The 16669-nt window shown below is 71.5% G+C and carries 17 protein-coding genes; 8 read left to right on the top strand and 9 right to left on the bottom strand.

The features are described from left to right. Positions 1-4: 4 nt before the first annotated feature. The 3 genes from QF027_RS11645 to QF027_RS11635 are packed head-to-tail and all read right to left on the bottom strand — an operon-like array spanning position 5 to position 2393. A complete protein-coding gene (locus QF027_RS11645; protein ID WP_306983439.1) occupies positions 5-307 on the bottom strand; it encodes a hypothetical protein in 303 nt (100 codons plus the stop codon). Continuing rightward, a complete protein-coding gene (locus QF027_RS11640; RefSeq protein ID WP_306983441.1) occupies positions 304-864 on the bottom strand; it encodes a sigma-70 family RNA polymerase sigma factor in 561 nt (186 codons plus the stop codon). The genes QF027_RS11645 and QF027_RS11640 overlap by 4 nt, the downstream gene beginning before the upstream one ends. Further along, the gene (locus QF027_RS11635; RefSeq protein ID WP_307074327.1) at positions 861-2393 is read right to left on the bottom strand and encodes a sodium:solute symporter family protein; all 1533 of its coding nucleotides are present in this window, start codon (positions 2391-2393) and stop codon (positions 861-863) included. The genes QF027_RS11640 and QF027_RS11635 overlap by 4 nt, the downstream gene beginning before the upstream one ends. A 179-nt stretch (positions 2394-2572) precedes the next feature. Here QF027_RS11635 and QF027_RS11630 point away from each other — a divergent pair, with 179 nt between their 5' ends. The 4 genes from QF027_RS11630 (at position 2573) to QF027_RS11615 (ending at position 6206) form a co-directional block, all read left to right on the top strand. Beyond that, complete coding sequence (locus tag QF027_RS11630; protein WP_266524998.1) at positions 2573-2788, top strand: DUF3311 domain-containing protein; 216 nt, start codon at positions 2573-2575, stop codon at positions 2786-2788. Between the two features lie 96 nt (positions 2789-2884). Beyond that, positions 2885-4984 (top strand): carbon starvation CstA family protein, encoded by a 2100-nt coding sequence (locus QF027_RS11625; protein WP_307074325.1) that lies wholly within the window; start codon positions 2885-2887, stop codon positions 4982-4984. Then, positions 4981-5181: a YbdD/YjiX family protein gene (locus QF027_RS11620; RefSeq protein WP_306983448.1), complete on the top strand. Its 201-nt coding sequence runs from the start codon at positions 4981-4983 to the stop codon at positions 5179-5181. The genes QF027_RS11625 and QF027_RS11620 overlap by 4 nt, the downstream gene beginning before the upstream one ends. A gap of 71 nt (positions 5182-5252) precedes the next feature. Then, positions 5253-6206 (top strand): hypothetical protein, encoded by a 954-nt coding sequence (locus tag QF027_RS11615; RefSeq protein ID WP_307074323.1) that lies wholly within the window; start codon positions 5253-5255, stop codon positions 6204-6206. Between the two features lie 259 nt (positions 6207-6465). On the opposite strand, the gene QF027_RS11610 is transcribed toward QF027_RS11615, so the two are convergent. The 3 genes from QF027_RS11610 to QF027_RS11600 form a co-directional block, all read right to left on the bottom strand. Continuing rightward, positions 6466-7263: an SURF1 family cytochrome oxidase biogenesis protein gene (locus QF027_RS11610; RefSeq protein WP_307074321.1), complete on the bottom strand. Its 798-nt coding sequence runs from the start codon at positions 7261-7263 to the stop codon at positions 6466-6468. Positions 7264-7311: 48 nt separating this feature from the next. Continuing rightward, positions 7312-7545 (bottom strand): hypothetical protein, encoded by a 234-nt coding sequence (locus QF027_RS11605; RefSeq protein WP_266524968.1) that lies wholly within the window; start codon positions 7543-7545, stop codon positions 7312-7314. Positions 7546-7642: 97 nt separating this feature from the next. Beyond that, positions 7643-8626, bottom strand: a complete 984-nt coding sequence (locus tag QF027_RS11600) for a DEDDh family exonuclease (RefSeq protein ID WP_307074319.1) — start codon at positions 8624-8626, stop codon at positions 7643-7645. 88 nt (positions 8627-8714) lie between these two features. Between QF027_RS11600 and QF027_RS11595 the strand changes: the two genes are divergently transcribed. From QF027_RS11595 to QF027_RS11580, 4 genes are all read left to right on the top strand, one after another. Next, positions 8715-9428, top strand: a complete 714-nt coding sequence (locus tag QF027_RS11595) for a VIT1/CCC1 transporter family protein (protein WP_307074317.1) — start codon at positions 8715-8717, stop codon at positions 9426-9428. 512 nt (positions 9429-9940) lie between these two features. Further along, complete coding sequence (locus tag QF027_RS11590) at positions 9941-10807, top strand: sterol desaturase family protein (protein ID WP_307074315.1); 867 nt, start codon at positions 9941-9943, stop codon at positions 10805-10807. Beyond that, a complete protein-coding gene (locus QF027_RS11585; protein WP_373432069.1) occupies positions 10804-11505 on the top strand; it encodes a lysoplasmalogenase in 702 nt (233 codons plus the stop codon). Before QF027_RS11590 ends, QF027_RS11585 begins: the two co-directional genes overlap by 4 nt. Before the next feature lie 36 nt (positions 11506-11541). Beyond that, positions 11542-12585, top strand: coding sequence for a zinc-dependent alcohol dehydrogenase family protein (locus QF027_RS11580; protein WP_306983462.1), 1044 nt, complete (start codon positions 11542-11544; stop codon positions 12583-12585). Positions 12586-12602: 17 nt separating this feature from the next. On the opposite strand, the gene QF027_RS11575 is transcribed toward QF027_RS11580, so the two are convergent. The 3 genes from QF027_RS11575 to QF027_RS11565 all read right to left on the bottom strand — a co-directional run bounded on the left by QF027_RS11575 (position 12603) and on the right by QF027_RS11565 (position 16656). Then, complete coding sequence (locus QF027_RS11575) at positions 12603-13610, bottom strand: CopD family protein (RefSeq protein WP_307074313.1); 1008 nt, start codon at positions 13608-13610, stop codon at positions 12603-12605. Between the two features lie 111 nt (positions 13611-13721). Beyond that, on the bottom strand, positions 13722-15047 hold the full coding sequence (locus QF027_RS11570; protein WP_307074311.1) for a CoA transferase: 1326 nt from the start codon (positions 15045-15047) through the stop codon (positions 13722-13724). A gap of 43 nt (positions 15048-15090) precedes the next feature. Further along, positions 15091-16656, bottom strand: coding sequence for a S8 family peptidase (locus QF027_RS11565; protein ID WP_307074309.1), 1566 nt, complete (start codon positions 16654-16656; stop codon positions 15091-15093). Positions 16657-16669 lie beyond the last annotated feature (13 nt).

Below are 16669 nucleotides of genomic sequence, written 5' to 3'. Positions count from 1 at the left end.
GCAATCAGGGGTGGGGCCGGGGGAGTGACGCCGCCGTGCCGGAGAAGATCACCCCCGGGTGGGCCGGAGTCTGGTTCAGCACCCACAGACCGATCAGGGTCGCGAGCGCGAACACGACCGCGATGAGGACGGCGAGGACGAGCCGGCGGCGGCGCTCGCGGCGCAGCCACTCGCCGCGTGCCGTGCGGTAGGCGTCGGGTGCCGCGTGCACCCCGCCCGCGAGCGCGGCCAGGGCCTCCTGCAGCTCGCGCTCGGTGCTGCGGTCCGGACCGGTGCCACGCGACTCGGTGGTGTCTCGATGCGTCATCGCCGGGCCTCCATCGCCTGGGTCAGGGCGGCCAGGCCGCGTGCCGTGTGGGTCTTGACGGAGCCGCAGGAGATGCCCATCGCCGAGGCGATCTCGCTCTCCTTCAGCCCGAGCCAGTGCCTGAGCACCAGCGCCTCGCGCTGCCGGGCCGGCAGCTGCTGGAGCGCGTCGATGAGGACGCGCTGGTCGTCGTGGAGGAGCGCGGTGCTCTCGGCGGAGGCGACCAGTTCGGTGGACGGGGCCTCGACATGTCTGCGGGCGACCTGGAGGTGCCGTATCCGCATCCGCGTCAGATTGCAGACCGTGGAGCGCAGATAGGCCTCCGCGGCCTCGGTGTCCCTCAGGCGCCGCCACTTCCGGTAGATCTGGTAGTAGGCCTCGGCGACCACGTTCTCCGGATCGTCGGCGCCGAGCAGCACGGCGAGGCGGAGCATCGAGGCGTAGTGCAGCTCGAAAAGGCGGGCCACACCGGCCTCGCGCTCCAGCTCGGCCGGGTCGGCCGCCGCGGGGGCGAGCGGGAGGGGCCCGGGGGTGCCGTGTCTCAGATGCTGTCTCACGGGTTGTTCGCTCCCGTCTCCGGTCGCCGCCTGACGGTCAGGCGCGACGGTAGGTCGGTCAGGTCGGCGCCGCGCGGGACGCCGAACCGTTCGAGGGCCGCGGTTCCGGCCAGGGCGACGGTCAGGTTGAGCAGGAGGGCGACGAGACCGGCGTAGATCTGGAAGGGCCCGCTGCCGAGCGACGAGAAGCCCTCGCGGACCACGAGGAAGGTGCCGGCCAGCATGCCCGCGCCCCACCCGGCGAGCAGCGCCCGCGGATGCAGCCGCCCGGTGAACAGGCCCACGGCGACGGCCGGGAAGATCTGCAGGATCCAGACCCCGCCGAGGAGCTGGAGGTTGACCGCGTCCTGGTCGCGCAGCCCGAACACGAACGCCACCGCGCCCACCTTCGCCGTCAGCGACACCGCCTTGGCGATCCGCACCTGCCGCTTGGGCGTGGCCGTCGGGTGCACGTACTCGACGTAGACGTTGCGCACGAAACTGGTGGCCGCCGCGATCGACATGACCGCGGCCGGAACCAGCGCCCCCACGGTGATCGCGCCGAACACCAGCCCGGCCAGCGGCCCCGGCATCAACCGGTCCACCAGCATCGGTACGGCCGTCTCGGCGCCGCCCGCCGGCGCCCGCACCCCGGCCGCGAGCGCCGCGACGCCCAGGAACCCGAAGAGCGCGAGCAGCCCGGTCCAGGCGGGCAGGGCCACGACGACCTTGCGCAGGGTGCGCGGGCCGTCGGCGGCGAAACCCGCGGTCAGGACGTGCGGGTACATCAGCAGGGCGAGGGCGGAGCCGAGGGCGAGGGTGGCGTAGGCGGGCTGCTGCTCGGGGGACAGGAGCAGCGCCGGGGCGCCCAGGCGCTCGCCGGCTCCGTCGAACACCGCGCCCGGTCCGCCGAGCCGTTCCAGGACCAGCCAGGTGACGGCGGTGAGCGAGACGAAGACGGCGACCGCCTTGAGCGCGGAGATCACGGTGGGCGCCCGCAGCCCGTGCCGGTAGGTGGCCACCGCGAGGCCCGCGAACAGCGCCACCATCACCAGGTCACCGGTCGCGCCCCGCGGATACACGCCCCCCGCGGTCAGCACCGCCCTTATCCCGAGCAGTTGCAGCGCCAGGTACGGCATCGTCGCGAGGATCCCGGTCAGCGCGACCACCAGGGCCAGCGGCGGCGAACCGTAGCGGCCGCGCACGAAGTCGGCGGCGGTGATGTAGCCGTGCCGGCGGGCCACCTCGCCCAGGCGGCTGAGCAGCACGAAGGCGATCGGGCACACGATCACCGTGTACGGCACCGCGAAGAAGGCGGCCGCGCCGTTGCCGTACGCCAGTCCCGGTACGGCGGTGAAGGTGTACGCGGTGAAGATCGTGCCGCCGAGCAGCAGCCAGGTCCACACCGGCCCGAGACTGCGGTCGGCCAGCGCCCAGCCCTCCAGGGACGGCAGCCGGTCGCTGGGACGCAGGCGGCGCGCGGTCACGGCGAGCAGCGACGCTCCGCCGATCACGGCGAGGAACGTCGCGGTCATGGCGCTGTCGGCCATGGTCACCGTCCTTGGTGTGCCCGCAGGTATGGCTGGACCCTCGCGCAAGAGTTGCGCGGGCGGCCGGTTCGGAGGACACGGAACCGGCCGGAAAACTTCTGGACATTCGCTGTCAACCGTCTGCGACGGGTGGGCAACTCTTGCACAGACCCACAGCGATGGGGAGAGGAGCGCAGGTCATGGCACGGACCGGTCATCACCGGCTACGGCGCGTCGCGATCGCCGTACTGCTTCTCGCACCCACCGCGGGACTTCTGTGGGTTCCGATGTACGCCGGTGCGGAGCCGCGCCTGGCGGGCACGCCGTTCTTCTACTGGTACCAGCTCGCCTGGGTGCCGGGGTGCGGTCTGTGCCTGCTCGCCGCGTATGCGCTGACGGACCGACATCGCCGCTGAGTCTCTCCGCCTTTTCCGTTCCACCGTTTCCGGTGAGGAGCCGCCATGCCCGAAACCGTCCTTCAGCCTGCCCTCGAGGCGCCTGAAAAGTCACGTATGTCACCTCGGTCGATCCTGCTGTGGGCCGTCGTCGCGCTGCTCGGCGCGGTCGCCTGGGGCGTGCTCGCGCTGGCTCGGGGCGAGAAGATCTCCGCGGTCTGGCTGGTCGTCGCCGCGCTCGGCTCGTACGCGATCGCCTACCGCTTCTACTCCCGGTTCATCGCCCGCCGCGTCCTGACACCGGACGACCGCCGCGCCACTCCGGCCGAACGCCTGGAGGACGGCGTCGACTTCCACCCCACCGACAAGCGGGTGCTCCTCGGCCACCACTTCGCGGCCATCGCGGGCGCCGGACCGCTGGTCGGCCCGGTACTGGCGGCCCAGATGGGATATCTGCCGGGCACGCTGTGGATCGTCGCCGGAGTGATCTTCGCGGGGGCCGTGCAGGACATGGTCGTGCTGTTCCTGTCCATGCGGCGGGACGGCAAGTCGCTCGGGCAGATGGCCCGGGACGAGATCGGCCGGGCGGGCGGCGCGGCCGCGCTGGTCGCGGTCTTCGCCATCATGATCATCCTGCTGGGCGTGCTGGCCCTGGTCGTGGTCAACGCCCTCGCGCACTCCCCGTGGGGCACCTTCTCCGTCGCGATGACCATCCCGATCGCCCTGTTCATGGGCTTCTGGATGCACCGCATCCGCCCCGGCCGGGTCGTGGAGACCAGCTTCATCGGCGTCGCGCTGCTGCTGCTCGCGATCGTCGGCGGCAGTTGGGTCCAGAACTCCTCGCTGGCCTCCACCTTCACTCTGAGCCCGACAACCCTGGTCTTCTGCCTGGTCGGCTACGGCTTCGTGGCCTCGGTCCTCCCGGTCTGGATGCTCCTGGCCCCCCGCGACTACCTCTCCACCTTCATGAAGATCGGCACGATCGCGCTGCTGGCCGTGGGCGTCGTGGTCGCCGCCCCGGTGCTGCGCGCGGACGCGGTGAGCGACTTCGCCACCTCGGGGGCGGGGCCGGTGTTCGCGGGGTCCCTGTTCCCCTTCCTGTTCATCACCATCGCCTGTGGCGCGTTGTCCGGCTTCCACGCGCTGGTCTCCTCCGGTACGACGCCGAAGCTGATCGAGAAGGAGTCGCAGGTCCGTCTCATCGGTTACGGCGCCATGCTGATGGAGTCGTTCGTCGCGATCATGGCGCTGATCGCGGCGGCGACCCTGGAGCCCGGCCTGTACTACGCGATGAACGCCCCGGCCGGACTGCTGGGCACGACAGCCCAGTCGGCCTCGCACGCGGTGGCGGGCCTCGGCTTCACCATCACGCCCGACCAGCTGACCCAGGCCGCCAAGGCGGTCGAGGAACAGTCGCTGATCGCCCGGTCCGGAGGCGCCCCGACCCTCGCGGTCGGCATGTCGGAGATCTTCTCCGGGGTGTTCGGCGGTACCGCCATGAAGGCCTTCTGGTACCACTTCGCGATCATGTTCGAGGCGCTGTTCATCCTGACCACGGTGGACGCGGGCACGCGTGTCGGCCGCTTCATGCTCCAGGACATGCTCGGCAACGTGTGGAAGCCGGTCGGCCGGGTCAACTGGAAGCCGGGCATCTGGCTGTGCAGCGCCCTGGTGGTGGCGGCCTGGGGCTACTTCCTCTACACCGGCGCCACCGATCCCCTGGGCGGAATCAACCAGCTCTTCCCGCTCTTCGGCATCGCGAACCAGTTGCTGGCCGCGATCGCGCTGGCCGTGTGCACCACCGTCCTCGTCAAGTCCGGGAAGCTGCGGTGGGCATGGGTCACCGGGGTCCCGCTGGCCTGGGTGGTCGCGATCACGTTCACCGCGGGCTGGCAGAAGATCTTCTCCGACGACCCGCGGGTCGGGTTCTTCGCCCAGCGGACCAAGTACGCGGACGGCATCGACGCGGGCCAGGTGCTCGCGCCCGCCAAGACGCTCGACGACATGCACACGGTGGTCACCGACTCCACGGTCGACGGGGTGCTGATCGCCGCGTTCCTGCTGCTGGTCGCGGTCGTGATCGTCAACGCGGCGGTGGTGTGTGTGCGGGCTGTCCGGGCTCCGGGCGCGTCGCCGACCACCGAGGCGCCGTATGTCGAGTCGCGGATCGATCTGCCCGAGCAGGCCGGTGAGAAGCTCGTGGGAGTGCGCTCGTGACAGTGACCGCGACAGCGCGGCGGTGGGCGCGGGCCGTCCGGTGGTACCTGCGGGAGCTGACCGGGGAGGCCGAGTACGACCGCTACCGCGAGCGGCGTCTGCGCCACCATCCGCTGGCGCCGGTACCGACCCGACGGGAGTACGAGGTGCTGCGCACCCGGCACCGGGAGGCTCATCCGCAGGGGCGGTGCTGCTGACGTCGCCGTCGGGGACCACGGGGCGGGCATACCGCCCGCCCCGTACACCCCACTCACCTTTCGGGACCGAGATGTTCAGACGCCGCACCGCCCTCCTGGTCCATCCCGCCCTCGACGACGACGCACTGCACGCGACGCTGACCGAACTCCGGCCCACCCCTCAGCTGCACGGCCTCGGCGCGGGTTCCAGCCGTCCGCTCTGGCAGCCGGTCGCCGACCTGCTGCGGGACACGGGGCGGGACTGGGATCGCCGGTGGCACCGGATGTCCGTACTGGCGGACCGGTTGCCGCCCGCGGTGTGCGAGCGGTGGATCACCGAACGGCCCGGTGACGGGGACGCGCTGGTGTTGTGGGCCTGTGTCCGGTGTGTACGGCGGGCCCCGGCCGACGGGTGGACCGTTGCCCGGGACGCCGAGCGGGCGTGTCTGCGTGCCGCCGAGGTCTGCCCCGAGGATCCGACGCCCTGGCTGGCCCTCCTCGGCCTGATGCACTCCCTCGCCGTGCCGCCCCGGGACGCCGTGCCCGTCTGGACCGAGGCCGTCACCCGTGCCCCGTGGCACCGGGGTGCCTATCACCGGTTGCTGAGCTGTCTGTCCCCGCGCGGACACGGCTCGGTCGCCGACATGATGGACTTCGCCGGGCAAGGTGCCACCCGCGCTCCGCACGGATCGTCCCTCGCCCTGCTCCCCGTGGCGGCCCGCGTCGAACTCGTCGCCCACCGGCAGCGGCAGACGCCCCTCGGGGCCGACAGCCACTGGAACGAACCCCTGGCCGGCGCCGAGATCGACTCGGCCCTGACCCACTGGTTCCACACCGCCACCGCACCGCACGCCGAGGCCGTCACCGACCTCAACATCCTGGCCTTCGCCCTGGTCCGGGCACACCGCCCGGCCGACACGGCACCCGTGTTCCGGCGGATCGGCCGCCGGATGACCCCGCATCCGTGGGAGCTCCTGCCCGAGCCGGAGCGCACGTTTCTCTATTGGCGGGACCGGGACCGGGACCGGGGTCGTCCGGGCCGGTGAGGCGGAGGCTGCGGTTGGTGCGTCGGCGTTGGGGTCGGGGCGGTGGGGCGTGGGGCCGGGGGCCGGCCGACTGGTCACGCTGTGGGCGGCGGTCCGGGGTACGGGGCTGGTGGCACCCTGGCGGCGTTGTGTTGTGGGGTCGACCGGGTGCACACACCGCGGCCGGCGCTGTGGGTCGGGCCGGTGCGTCACCCTTGCGGCCGAGGTGGTGCCGGGCCGGTTGAGGACACTGCGGGCGGCGTGGGGCCGAGCCGGCGTGTCACACCGTGGCCGGCTCTGTCTTCGTCGTGCTGTCCTGCTCCGCTTTCTCCCGGCGGTCGCGGAGTTCGCGCCGTACCAGGACCACCCAGCCGATCGGAACGCCGAGGGAGAACAGCCACCACTGGATGGCGTAGGCGTAGTTCAGCGCGGCGTCCTCCTTGCCGGGGTTGCCGCCGATCAGTTCCGGGCTGTCGCCCTTCGGTTCGGGTGCCGTCTGGGCGATGTAGCCGCCGAGCACCGTGGCGCCCAGCCGCTCGGCCTCCTGCTCGCTGTTGATCAGCATGACCTGCCGGTCGGGCAGTCCCTTGAGGTTCTTGATGCCGCTCGCCGCGGTCGTCTCGTCGGGCATCAGCCGCCCCGTGACGGTGATCTCGCCCTTCGGGGGTGCGGGGACCTTCGGGAACGCGGTCTGGCTCGGCCCGTCCGACGGGATCCACCCCCGGTTGACCAGCAGCACCTTGCCGTCGTCCAGGACGAAGGGGGTCAGGACGTGGTACCCGACCTCGTCGTCGGAGTTGGTGCGGCGCCGGACCACGACCTCGTCGTCGGTGTCGAAGTGACCCTTCGCGGTCACGCTGCGATACCGGTCGTGAGTGGTGACGGTGTGTCCGGGCGAGGTCATCCGCTCCACGGGCACCGGCTTCGCGGACATCGCGTCGGAGACCAGCTGGTTGCGGGCGGTGCGCTCCTCGTAACGGTGCATCTGCCAAATGCCCAGCCTGATCATCGTGGGGATGAGGAGCAGGGCGACCAGCGTGAGGATCACCCACTGCCGGGACAACAGGAAGCGGTACACCCCACGACCGTACAACTCGGACCGCGGGGTGTTCGCACAGGGGTGTGGTCAGACCCGGTCGACGATGCCCACCCTTCCCTCCGCGCGAGCGCAGTGCGCACCGCAGAACCAGTGGCCCTCCACCTCCACACCCTGCCCGATGATCTGCACACGACAGTGCTCGCAGATCGGTGCCATCCGGTGGATCGCACAGGAGAAGCAGTCGAAGACATGCACCGCACCCTGTGCGTGCACCTCGAAGGTCATGCCGTAGTTGTTGCCGCAAACTTCGCAAGTCGCCATGCGCCACAGGGTGGGCCGTCGGCGCCGTGCGGGCGCGTCGGCGCGGGGCGAGTCGTACGGCAAATCACCCATCCGTACGGTCCTGACTTCCGTACGGTCATCCCTCCGACGCCGGCTCCACATCCCTGAGAAGCTGCCCGAAGGCCGCCTCGTCGACGACCGGTGTGCCGAACTGCCTGGCCTTGACCACCTTGGACGTGCCCGAGTCCGGGTCGTTCGTGACGAGCAGGCTGGTCAGCCGGGAAATGCTGGTGGCGACATGCAGCCCGGCCTCGACCGCCCGGTCCTCCAGGAGGTCGCGCTCGATCGAGGTGTCCCCGGAGAACGCGATCCGCATGCCCTGCTTGAGCGGCTTGCCGTCTTCGTAGCGCCCCGGGTTGGGGTAGGGGCACGCGGGCCGCTTGCGCGCGGGCCGCCAACTCGTCGCCCGGTAACTGCCGTAGCCTGCCGACTGCCTGGGCACCGCCCGGTCCGTCCACTCGGTCAGCGGCCGGCACTCGTGCAGGGGCAGCCGCACGCTTCGTGCGGCCGCCGCCCGCAGACTCGGCCGGAACGCCTCCGCGAGGACGCGCGCGTCGTCGAGGGCATGGTGCGCCCGCTGCTGTACGACGCCGAAGTGCGCCGCCAGCGACTCCAGCTTGTGGTTGGGCAGAGGCAGCCCCAGCTCCTTGGACAGGACGATGGTGCACAGCCGCTGACTCACCGGAGGCACCCGGCCCGCGCGCGCGTACTCGCGGGCGATCATCTGCCAGTCGAAGACGGCGTTGTGCGCGACGAGCACGCGACCGTCGAGACGGGCCGAGAACTCGTCGGCGATGTCCTGGAAGAGAGGCGCGCCTTCGAGTGCCTCGCTCGTCAGCCCGTGGATCCACACCGGGCCGGGATCGCGCTCCGGATTGACCAGCGTGTACCAGTGGTCCTCGACCTCGCCGTGCGCGTCCAGCCGGTAGACGGCGGCGGAGATTATCCGGTCGTCCCGGGCCAGGCCGGTGGTCTCCACGTCGACGACCGCGTATCCCTGCGGATACACGGCCGGCCACGTTGGGGGGGAGGACGCTGCGGTCGTCTGGTCTTCGAGCATGGTCCATGAGGATACGGGCCGCGACTGACAGTCCCTCACGGTGGCGTCGGTGCCCGGCTCGCGAAGACCGGGGTGCCATCCTCCGGAGATGACCGAACCGACGCACGACGAAGCCCACGGCGGCGCGCTCGGCGCCCGCCTCAACTGGCTGCGCGCGGCCGTCCTTGGCGCCAACGACGGCATCGTCTCCACTGCGGGGCTGGTCGTCGGCGTGGCCGGTGCGACGAGCGACCGCGCGGCGTTGCTGACGGCGGGGCTGGCGGGCCTGCTGGCCGGCTCGATGTCCATGGCGGCCGGGGAGTATGTGTCCGTGTCGACCCAGCGCGACTCCGAGATGGCCGCGCTGGCTGTGGAGAAAAGGGAGTTGAGGGAACAGCCGGAGGCGGAGCTGGAGGAGTTGACGGACCTTCTGGAGGAACGGGGGCTGTCACGCGCCGTGGCCCGTGAGGCGGCGGAACAACTGACGGAACGTGACGCACTGCGGGCTCACGCGCGCGTGGAGCTCGGCATCGACCCGGACGAGCTGACGAACCCCTGGCATGCGGCCTGGGCGAGCTTCCTGGCGTTCACGGCGGGGGCGTTGCTGCCACTGCTCGCCATCGTGCTGCCACCGTCGGGGTGGCGGGTACCGGTGACGGTGGTGTCGGTGGTGGCGGCGCTGGTGCTGACCGGCTGGAGCAGCGCACGGCTGGGGGCGGCGGCTCCTGGGCGGGCGGTGCTGCGGAACGTGGGGGGTGGGGTGTTGGCGATGGGGGTTACTTACGTAGTGGGGGTGTTGTTGGGGGTGGCGGGGGTCAGTTGACGTAGCCGGCACCAACGCCCGTCCGTTGGTGAGGAGTCCCTCGACGCAGCCGTCGGGGGCGCAGCGGCACTTCCCGCCCGTCCGGCGTGGGGAAGGAACGCAAGCGCCGACCGGCGCCTCCGCGCCCCGCCCCCTGGGCAGCTCGCCCGTCCACCCGGTCTGCTCCACCGTCGCCCGCGCCGCGAACGGCGGATGCGCCATGAGCTGCTCGCAGCACAGCTCCAGCAGCTCCCGGTACGGGTTCTGGGCGGACGGGACCAACTCGTCGGCCGACCACCGCAGTTGATCGAACGGCCGCCCGGGGGCTCACAGCCGCCGCGACCAACCGCTCGGCGTCCAGAACGACCTCGAGCCCCTGCATCCCCCGACCTCCCTCTCCACTTCCTCCACAGCGTAAGACCGCCCACTGACATCCGTTGGTGGAGATCGCCAAGAAGCAAGCGCGTACCACCGGTAATACTTGTGGGTAACAACGTCTAGCCGCGCCTGACCGGCGGTTCTACGGTGCAGGCATGCCGAACCTCCCCGACGTCGTGGTCTGGTCCATACCCGCCTTCGTGCTGCTCACCGTCATCGAGATGATCAGCGTCCGCATCCATCCCGACGAGGACGCCGCCGGCTACGAGACGAAGGACACCGCCACCAGCATCGGTATGGGACTCGGCAGCCTCTTCTTCGACTTCCTGTGGAAGATCCCGATCGTGGCCCTCTACACGGCCCTGTACGAGCTCACCCCGCTCCGCGTCCCCGTCCTGTGGTGGACGGTCCCCCTGATGCTGCTCGGGCAGGACTTCTTCTACTACTGGTCCCACCGCGGCCACCACGTCATCCGCATCCTGTGGGCCTGCCACGTCGTCCACCACTCCAGCCGGAAGTTCAACCTCACCACCGCGCTGCGCCAGCCCTGGACCACCCTGACCGTCTGGCCGTTCTACGTCCCCCTCGTCGCCGCCGGCGTCCACCCGGCCGCGCTCGCCTTCTGCTCCTCCGCGAACCTCGTCTACCAGTTCTGGATCCACACCGAACGCATCGACAAGATGCCCCGCTGGTTCGAGTTCGTCTTCAACACCCCGTCCCACCACCGCGTCCACCACGCCTCCCAGGGCGGCTACCTGGACCGCAACTTCGGCGGGATCCTCATCGTCTGGGACCGGCTCTTCGGCTCGTTCGTCGCCGAGACCGAACGGCCCGTCTACGGGTTGACCAAGAACATCAACACGTTCAACCCGATCAAGGTGGCCACCCACGAGTACGTAGCGATCATCAAGGACGTCAAGAAGGCGCGGAGTTGGCGCGAGCGGGCGGGACGCGTCTTCAGGGGGCCGGGCTGGGCACCGGCACCGGTACCGGAGACGGCCGAGGAGACCGTGCCGGCGTGAGAATCCCGAGGGCCCACGGAACCCACCGCACCCGCCGCGCACTCCTCGCGGTCTTCGCCCTCGCCGCCGCCGTCGACCTCACCTCCCTGGCCACCGGCTTCGCTCCCGGGCACGCCGTCGCCAAGCCCCTTCTGATGCCCCTCCTGGCCGCGTACTCCGTCGCGTCCGCGGCGCCCCGGCTCCTGGTCGCCGCCCTCCTGTGCGGTTGGGGTGGCGACGTCATGCTGCTGTCCGACGCCGACCCCGCCTTCCTCGCCGGCATGGCCTTCTTCGCGGCGGGCCACGTCTGCTACCTGGTGCTCTTCCAGGGCTACGGCAGCTCACGCGCGCGTGTCGGCCTGCTCGCACCCGCCTACGGCACCGCGCTCGCCGTCACCGTGGTGTTCCTGTGGCCGGACCTGCCCGCCGGACTGCGCGTGCCCGTCGCCGGCTACAGCGTCCTGCTCGCGACCATGGCGTGCGCGTCGGCCGCGCGGTTCGGGGCGCTCACCGGATGCGGCGGAGCGCTCTTCCTCCTCTCGGACACCCTCATCGCGACCGGCGTCGCCGACTGGCCCCAGCTCCCGCGGCCCGAGTTCTGGATCATGCTCACGTACATTGCCGCGCAGTTCCTGCTGGCCAGTGGCACACTACGAGCCCTCGAAGCGCGCCCCGGACCGCTGGCGACGTACGGTGAGGTGCGCTCGACCACCCCCTGAGCGCCGCCACGACCTCGCACGAGAAGGATCCTCGCCATGCGCGCGACCACCATCCACGCCCCGTACGACATGCGCGTGGAGGACGTGCCCGAGCCCGTGGTGCGGCTGCCCACCGACGCCGTGCTCCGGGTGCTGCGCGCCTGCATCTGCGGCAGCGACCTGTGGGCCTACCGCGGCGAGGCGGTCCGGCAGCCGGGTCAGCGGATCGGGCACGAGTTCCTCGGCATCGTGGAGGAGACCGGCTCCGAGGTCGGCACCATCGGCCGCGGTGACCTCGTCGTCGCGCCCTTCATGTGGTCCGACGGCGTCTGCGACTACTGCCGCGAGGGCCTGACCACCTCCTGCGAGCACGGCGGATTCTGGGGTTCCGTCGGCTACGACGGCGGCCAGGGTGAGGCCGTGCGCGTCCCCTTCGCCGACGGCACCCTCGTACGGCTGCCCAAGGAGGCGGCTTCCGACGACCGCCTGCTGTCCTCCCTGCTGACTCTCTCCGACGTCCTGGGCACCGGTCACCACGCGGCCCTCGGCGCCGGAGCCCGACCGGGCGCCACGGTCGCCGTCGTCGGCGACGGGGCCGTCGGCCTGTGCGCGGTGCTCGCGGCCAAGCGGCTCGGCGCCGAACGGATCATCGCCCTGGGCCGTCACCAGGTCCGCACCGACATCGCGCGCCGCTTCGGTGCCACCGATGTCGTCGCCGAGCGCGGGGACGCGGCCGTCGAGGCCGTCCGCGAACTCACCCGCGGCCAGGGCGCGCACGCCGTCGTCGAGGCCGTCGGCACCGAACAGTCCATGCGTACGGCTGTCGGCATCACCCGCGACGGCGGTGCCATCGGCTTCGTCGGTGTGCCGCACGGCAGCGACACGGGCGTCGACCTCGGCGTCATGTTCGACCGGAACATCGCCCTGCGCGGCGGGGTCGCGCCGGTCCGTGCCTACATCCCCGAGCTGCTCCCCGACGTCCTGGACGGCACCGTCGACGCATCACCCGTCTTCGACATGACCGTCGACCTGGAGGGTGTCCCCGCCGGCTACAAGGCGATGGACGAGCGCACCGCCCTCAAGGTCCTCGTCACCAACTAGCGCTCACCAAGCGGCTTTCACCAGCGGATCGGCAACGGCAGCGCCGTCAGCAGCCCCGACACCACGACCACGAGTCCCAGGGCGACGACCTCCGCACGTGCGGGAGCGCAGGCGGTCAGCGAGGCGGGGGCGCGGTGCAGCCGGATCCGGGCCCACAGGGCGAAAGCGGCGACGACCGCCACGAGGAGCACCTTGGCGAGCAGCGTGCGCCCGTAGGCCGTGTCCGTCAGCTGCTCAAGGATCGTGCCGGGCGGCATCCGGCGCAGCGAACTCCACACACCGGTCGCGGTGATGGCGGCGAGCAGAACGGCCGCCACACGCGCGTAGAGCCCGAGCAGCGCCGCGCCCGGCTCCGCGGGGCCCCAGCGGCGCAGCGTCCGCAGTACCCGCAGCAGTCCGCCCGCCCACAGCGCCGCGCACGTCAGATGGACCAGCGTCAGTCCGGAGCCGGTCAGCGGACTGTGCTGGGTCGGGGGATGCGCGCGCAGGGCCTCCGCCACCACCACGGCCGCCAGGGGCCACACCTGGCCGGCCGGGCGGGCCGAACGGGCGCACAGGCCGGCCACCAGGAACGCGTTGACCTCCAGGAGCGCCAACTTGCCGTCCCGCGACGCGTACAGACCGCCGACATTGATCTCGGAAAGGCTGTGCGGCACCAGATTGCCGGTCGCCACCACCGACGCCAGACCCAGCGCGGCGAGGAAACCGGCGGCGGCCGCACAAGGGGCCCAGGAGCGTGGCACATCCGGTGGAGCATCGGGCACGGAGCGGGCCAGCAGACCCACGAACAGCTCGCCCACCGGCACACACAGCGCCGCGAACAGCACCGCCCGCAACAGGGCCACCCCGCCGGCCCCGGGCGCGGCGGCCTCCCCGGTGCCGCGCAGCGCGGCGGACGGCCCGAACAGCGGTATCGCCACGGCCAGTACCGACAGGACAAGGACGGCGACCGCCAGGCCGGTGCCGGGACGCCGGGTGGGGTCGCCCGCGTCGGTCGCCTCGGAGCTGGGTCTTGTCAAGGTCACCCCCCGAACTTGACCACAGCGGACAGATCCGGGCAACTGCAGTGAAACAAGTGGCGGTAAGGCATTCCACCCATAGGTATGTTTCTGGTGCCGCGGTTGGTTCCGGCCCGCTCAGCTCAGGCGCGCGGCATCCGTGCCCCACGGCACCGGCGGCCGCGCCCAGTCCGCCGGACCGCTCTCGAAGGAGACCGGCGAGAGGGCGTATCGCAGCCGCCCGAGCGCGCTGTCCGTCTCCGCCAACCAGGGCTCAGGGCCGTCGTACGGCTCGCTCACGGCGTCACCCGCCGCGATCTTGTCGTCCATGCCGTCGGTCAGCCACTGGGCCGTCCGTGCCAGCGCCAGCCGCACGAACCGGCTCCCGCCCTCGTACGACTGCTCGGTCAGCGCCCGCAGCACGGCTGCCGCCAGCAGATAACCCGTCCCGTGGTCGAGGGCCTGCGCCGGCAGCGCGCCCGGCCGATCCGGTGAACCCTCCAGCAGCGCGATCCCGGTGGCCGCCTGTACGAGGCTGTCGAAGCCTCGCCGTTCGCGCCAGGGCCCGTATCCGCCCCACGCCGACAACTGCGCCACGACCACCCCGGGCCGCCGCTCCGCCAGCGCTTCGGGTGACAGCCCGAACCGGTCCAGCGCGCCCGGCCGGTATCCGGTGACGACCACGTCCGCCGCCGCGAGCAGTTCCTCGAATGTCCGCCGGTCGGCGGCCAGGTCGAGCGTCGCCGACCGTTTCCCGAAGCCCGTGTCGGCGTGCTGGTCCGGCAGTTCGGGCAGCGCGGGCGCGTCCAGGCGCAGGACGTCCGCGCCGAGCAGGGCGAGGGTGCGGGTGGCGACCGGTCCCGCGAGAACCCGCGTCAGGTCCAGGACGCGCAGGCCGGCGGCCGGCAGCAGGGGAGAGGTGCCGACCGGCGCGAACGCACGCGCACGTGCCGTGTCCAGCCGCCCCTGCTCGACCAGCGGTCGTTTCGCCACCTCGGCCGCCTGCGGGTGCACGGCCCACTCCTCGGGAGAGCGCAGGGCGACGGCGAGACCCCCGGCCGCGTACACGGCGTCCTCGACGTCCAGGGCGGACCGCTCGGCCAGCGCTGCCTCCACGGCCGCAGGGTCCTCCGGCACCCCCAGGGCCTGGAGCAGCCGCGCGCGGTGGTGCGGATAGTTCGCGTGGGTGCGGACCCACCCGTCCGCCGTCCGCCAGAACCGGGACAGCGGCGCGAAGTTGACCGGCTGGCGACCATTGATCAACAGGTGACGTTCGCTCAGGAAAGCGGTGGCGACCGCACCGTCGTCCACCCGCACCGTCGGCACCTCGGCGAGCCCGGCCCGCAGCGCTCCCAGTTCGGCGGCGGCCAGCGCGCACTCGCCGACGCAAGTCCGCGCCAGCTGCTGTGCGGGAAGACGCCCCTGAAGAGCGCCCTCCCGCACCACAAAGTTGATTCCCATCATGACTGCACTATGCAGTGTTGACGGAATCAATATGTGGAGGGGCCTACTTTGTCACCGCGTCCAGTGCGTCCACCGTGCCCCAGCCGTAGAAGCCGTTGCGGTTCTTTGACCCCTCACACACCGCGTCGACCTTGCCGTCGCCGTTGATGTCGTAGGGATCCGTGCACGGGGTGGCGTCGGCCTCGGCGTACAGCAGCGCCTTCACCAGGGCCGGCGCGGCGTACGGATGCGTCGACTTGATCAGGGCGGCCACGGCCGCGGCGTGCGGCGAGGCCATCGACGTACCGGCCATGTAGCCCCACTTGCCGCCCGGCAGCGTGCCCAGGATGAGCCCGCTGGTCGCGGGCGGCTGGGGCGTCTGGTAGGCCGTCGAGTCACCACCGGGCGCGGCGACGTCGATGACGCCCAGGCCGTGGTTGGAGAACGACGACTTGATGCCCTTGGCGCCGGTCGACGCGACCGTCACGACACCCGGCAACTGGGTCGGTATGTCGAAGCACTTCGACGGGTCGATCACCCGGTCCGAGGGCGTGCCGTCGTTCGGTGAGACCGGGTCGGTGATCTCGTCGGCCGCGAGGTCGTAGTTCTCGTTGCCGGCCGCGGCGACGTTGACCACGCCCTTCTTCTCCGCGTACCGCGTGGCCCGGGTGATGGCGTCCACGAGGGCCTTCTGGTCCGGGTCGTCGGTGCAGTTGAAGTACCAAGGGTCGGTGTAATAGCTGTTGTTGGTGACGTCGACCCCATGTGTGGCCGCCCACACGAAGCCGCAGACCACGGCCTCCGTGTAGAAGTAGCCGGCGGTGGTGGACACCTTGATGCCCGCCACCTTCACGCCGGGCGCGACCCCCGTCATACCGACGCCGTTCTTGGCGGCCGCGATCTCACCTGCCACGTGCGTGCCGTGCGGGCTCTCCGCCGCGCTCGGCCGCCACGCCCCGTCGGTGGTGTCCGGCTTGCCCGTCACGCAGTTGACCGACGCGGCCCGGTCGAAGTTCGGCGCGAGGTCCGGGTGGGTGTCGTCCACGCCGGTGTCGATGACGGCGACGGTCACCTTGCTGCTGCCGAGCGACTTCTCGTGCGCCTTGTCCGCCTTGATGGCGGGCAGGTCCCACTGCAAGGACTCCAGCGGGTCCTGGCCGGCGTCGGCGGCGGCCTGCGCGGCGGCCAGTTGCGCCGAGTCGAGCGCCTTCGGCGTGCCCTCGTCGGTCGTCGACTGGGCGGGCAGCGGCGCGTTGCGCGTGTTGCCGGCCGACTCGACCCCGTGGACCTTGCGGATCGTCTTGGCGAAGTCGGGGTTCGACGAGTGGACGACGATCACGCCGATCTGGTCGTACGACGTCACGATCGTGCCGCCGGCCGCGGCAATGGCCTTCTTCACCTGGGCGGAAGGGCCGTGCCCGGGGCGGACGTTGACGACGTAGCTGAGCGCCGTGCCGTCCGCGTCGGCGGAGGCGAGGACGTCGCTGACGGCACCGGTGACACCGGCCGTGGTGCCCGGCAGGCCGGACGCGGACGCCGTGGCGCCGGGGAGGAACGCCATGGCAGTAGCCATGGCCATACCGAGCGGGATCGCGAGCGCACGCCGATGGCGCGAGTGGGGCCCTGTCATGATGAGAGTCTCT

The sequence above is a fragment of the Streptomyces canus genome (genome assembly GCF_030816965.1).
GTDB lineage: Bacteria > Actinomycetota > Actinomycetes > Streptomycetales > Streptomycetaceae > Streptomyces > Streptomyces canus_E.
This window is presented reverse-complemented; position numbering and strand designations above follow the sequence as displayed.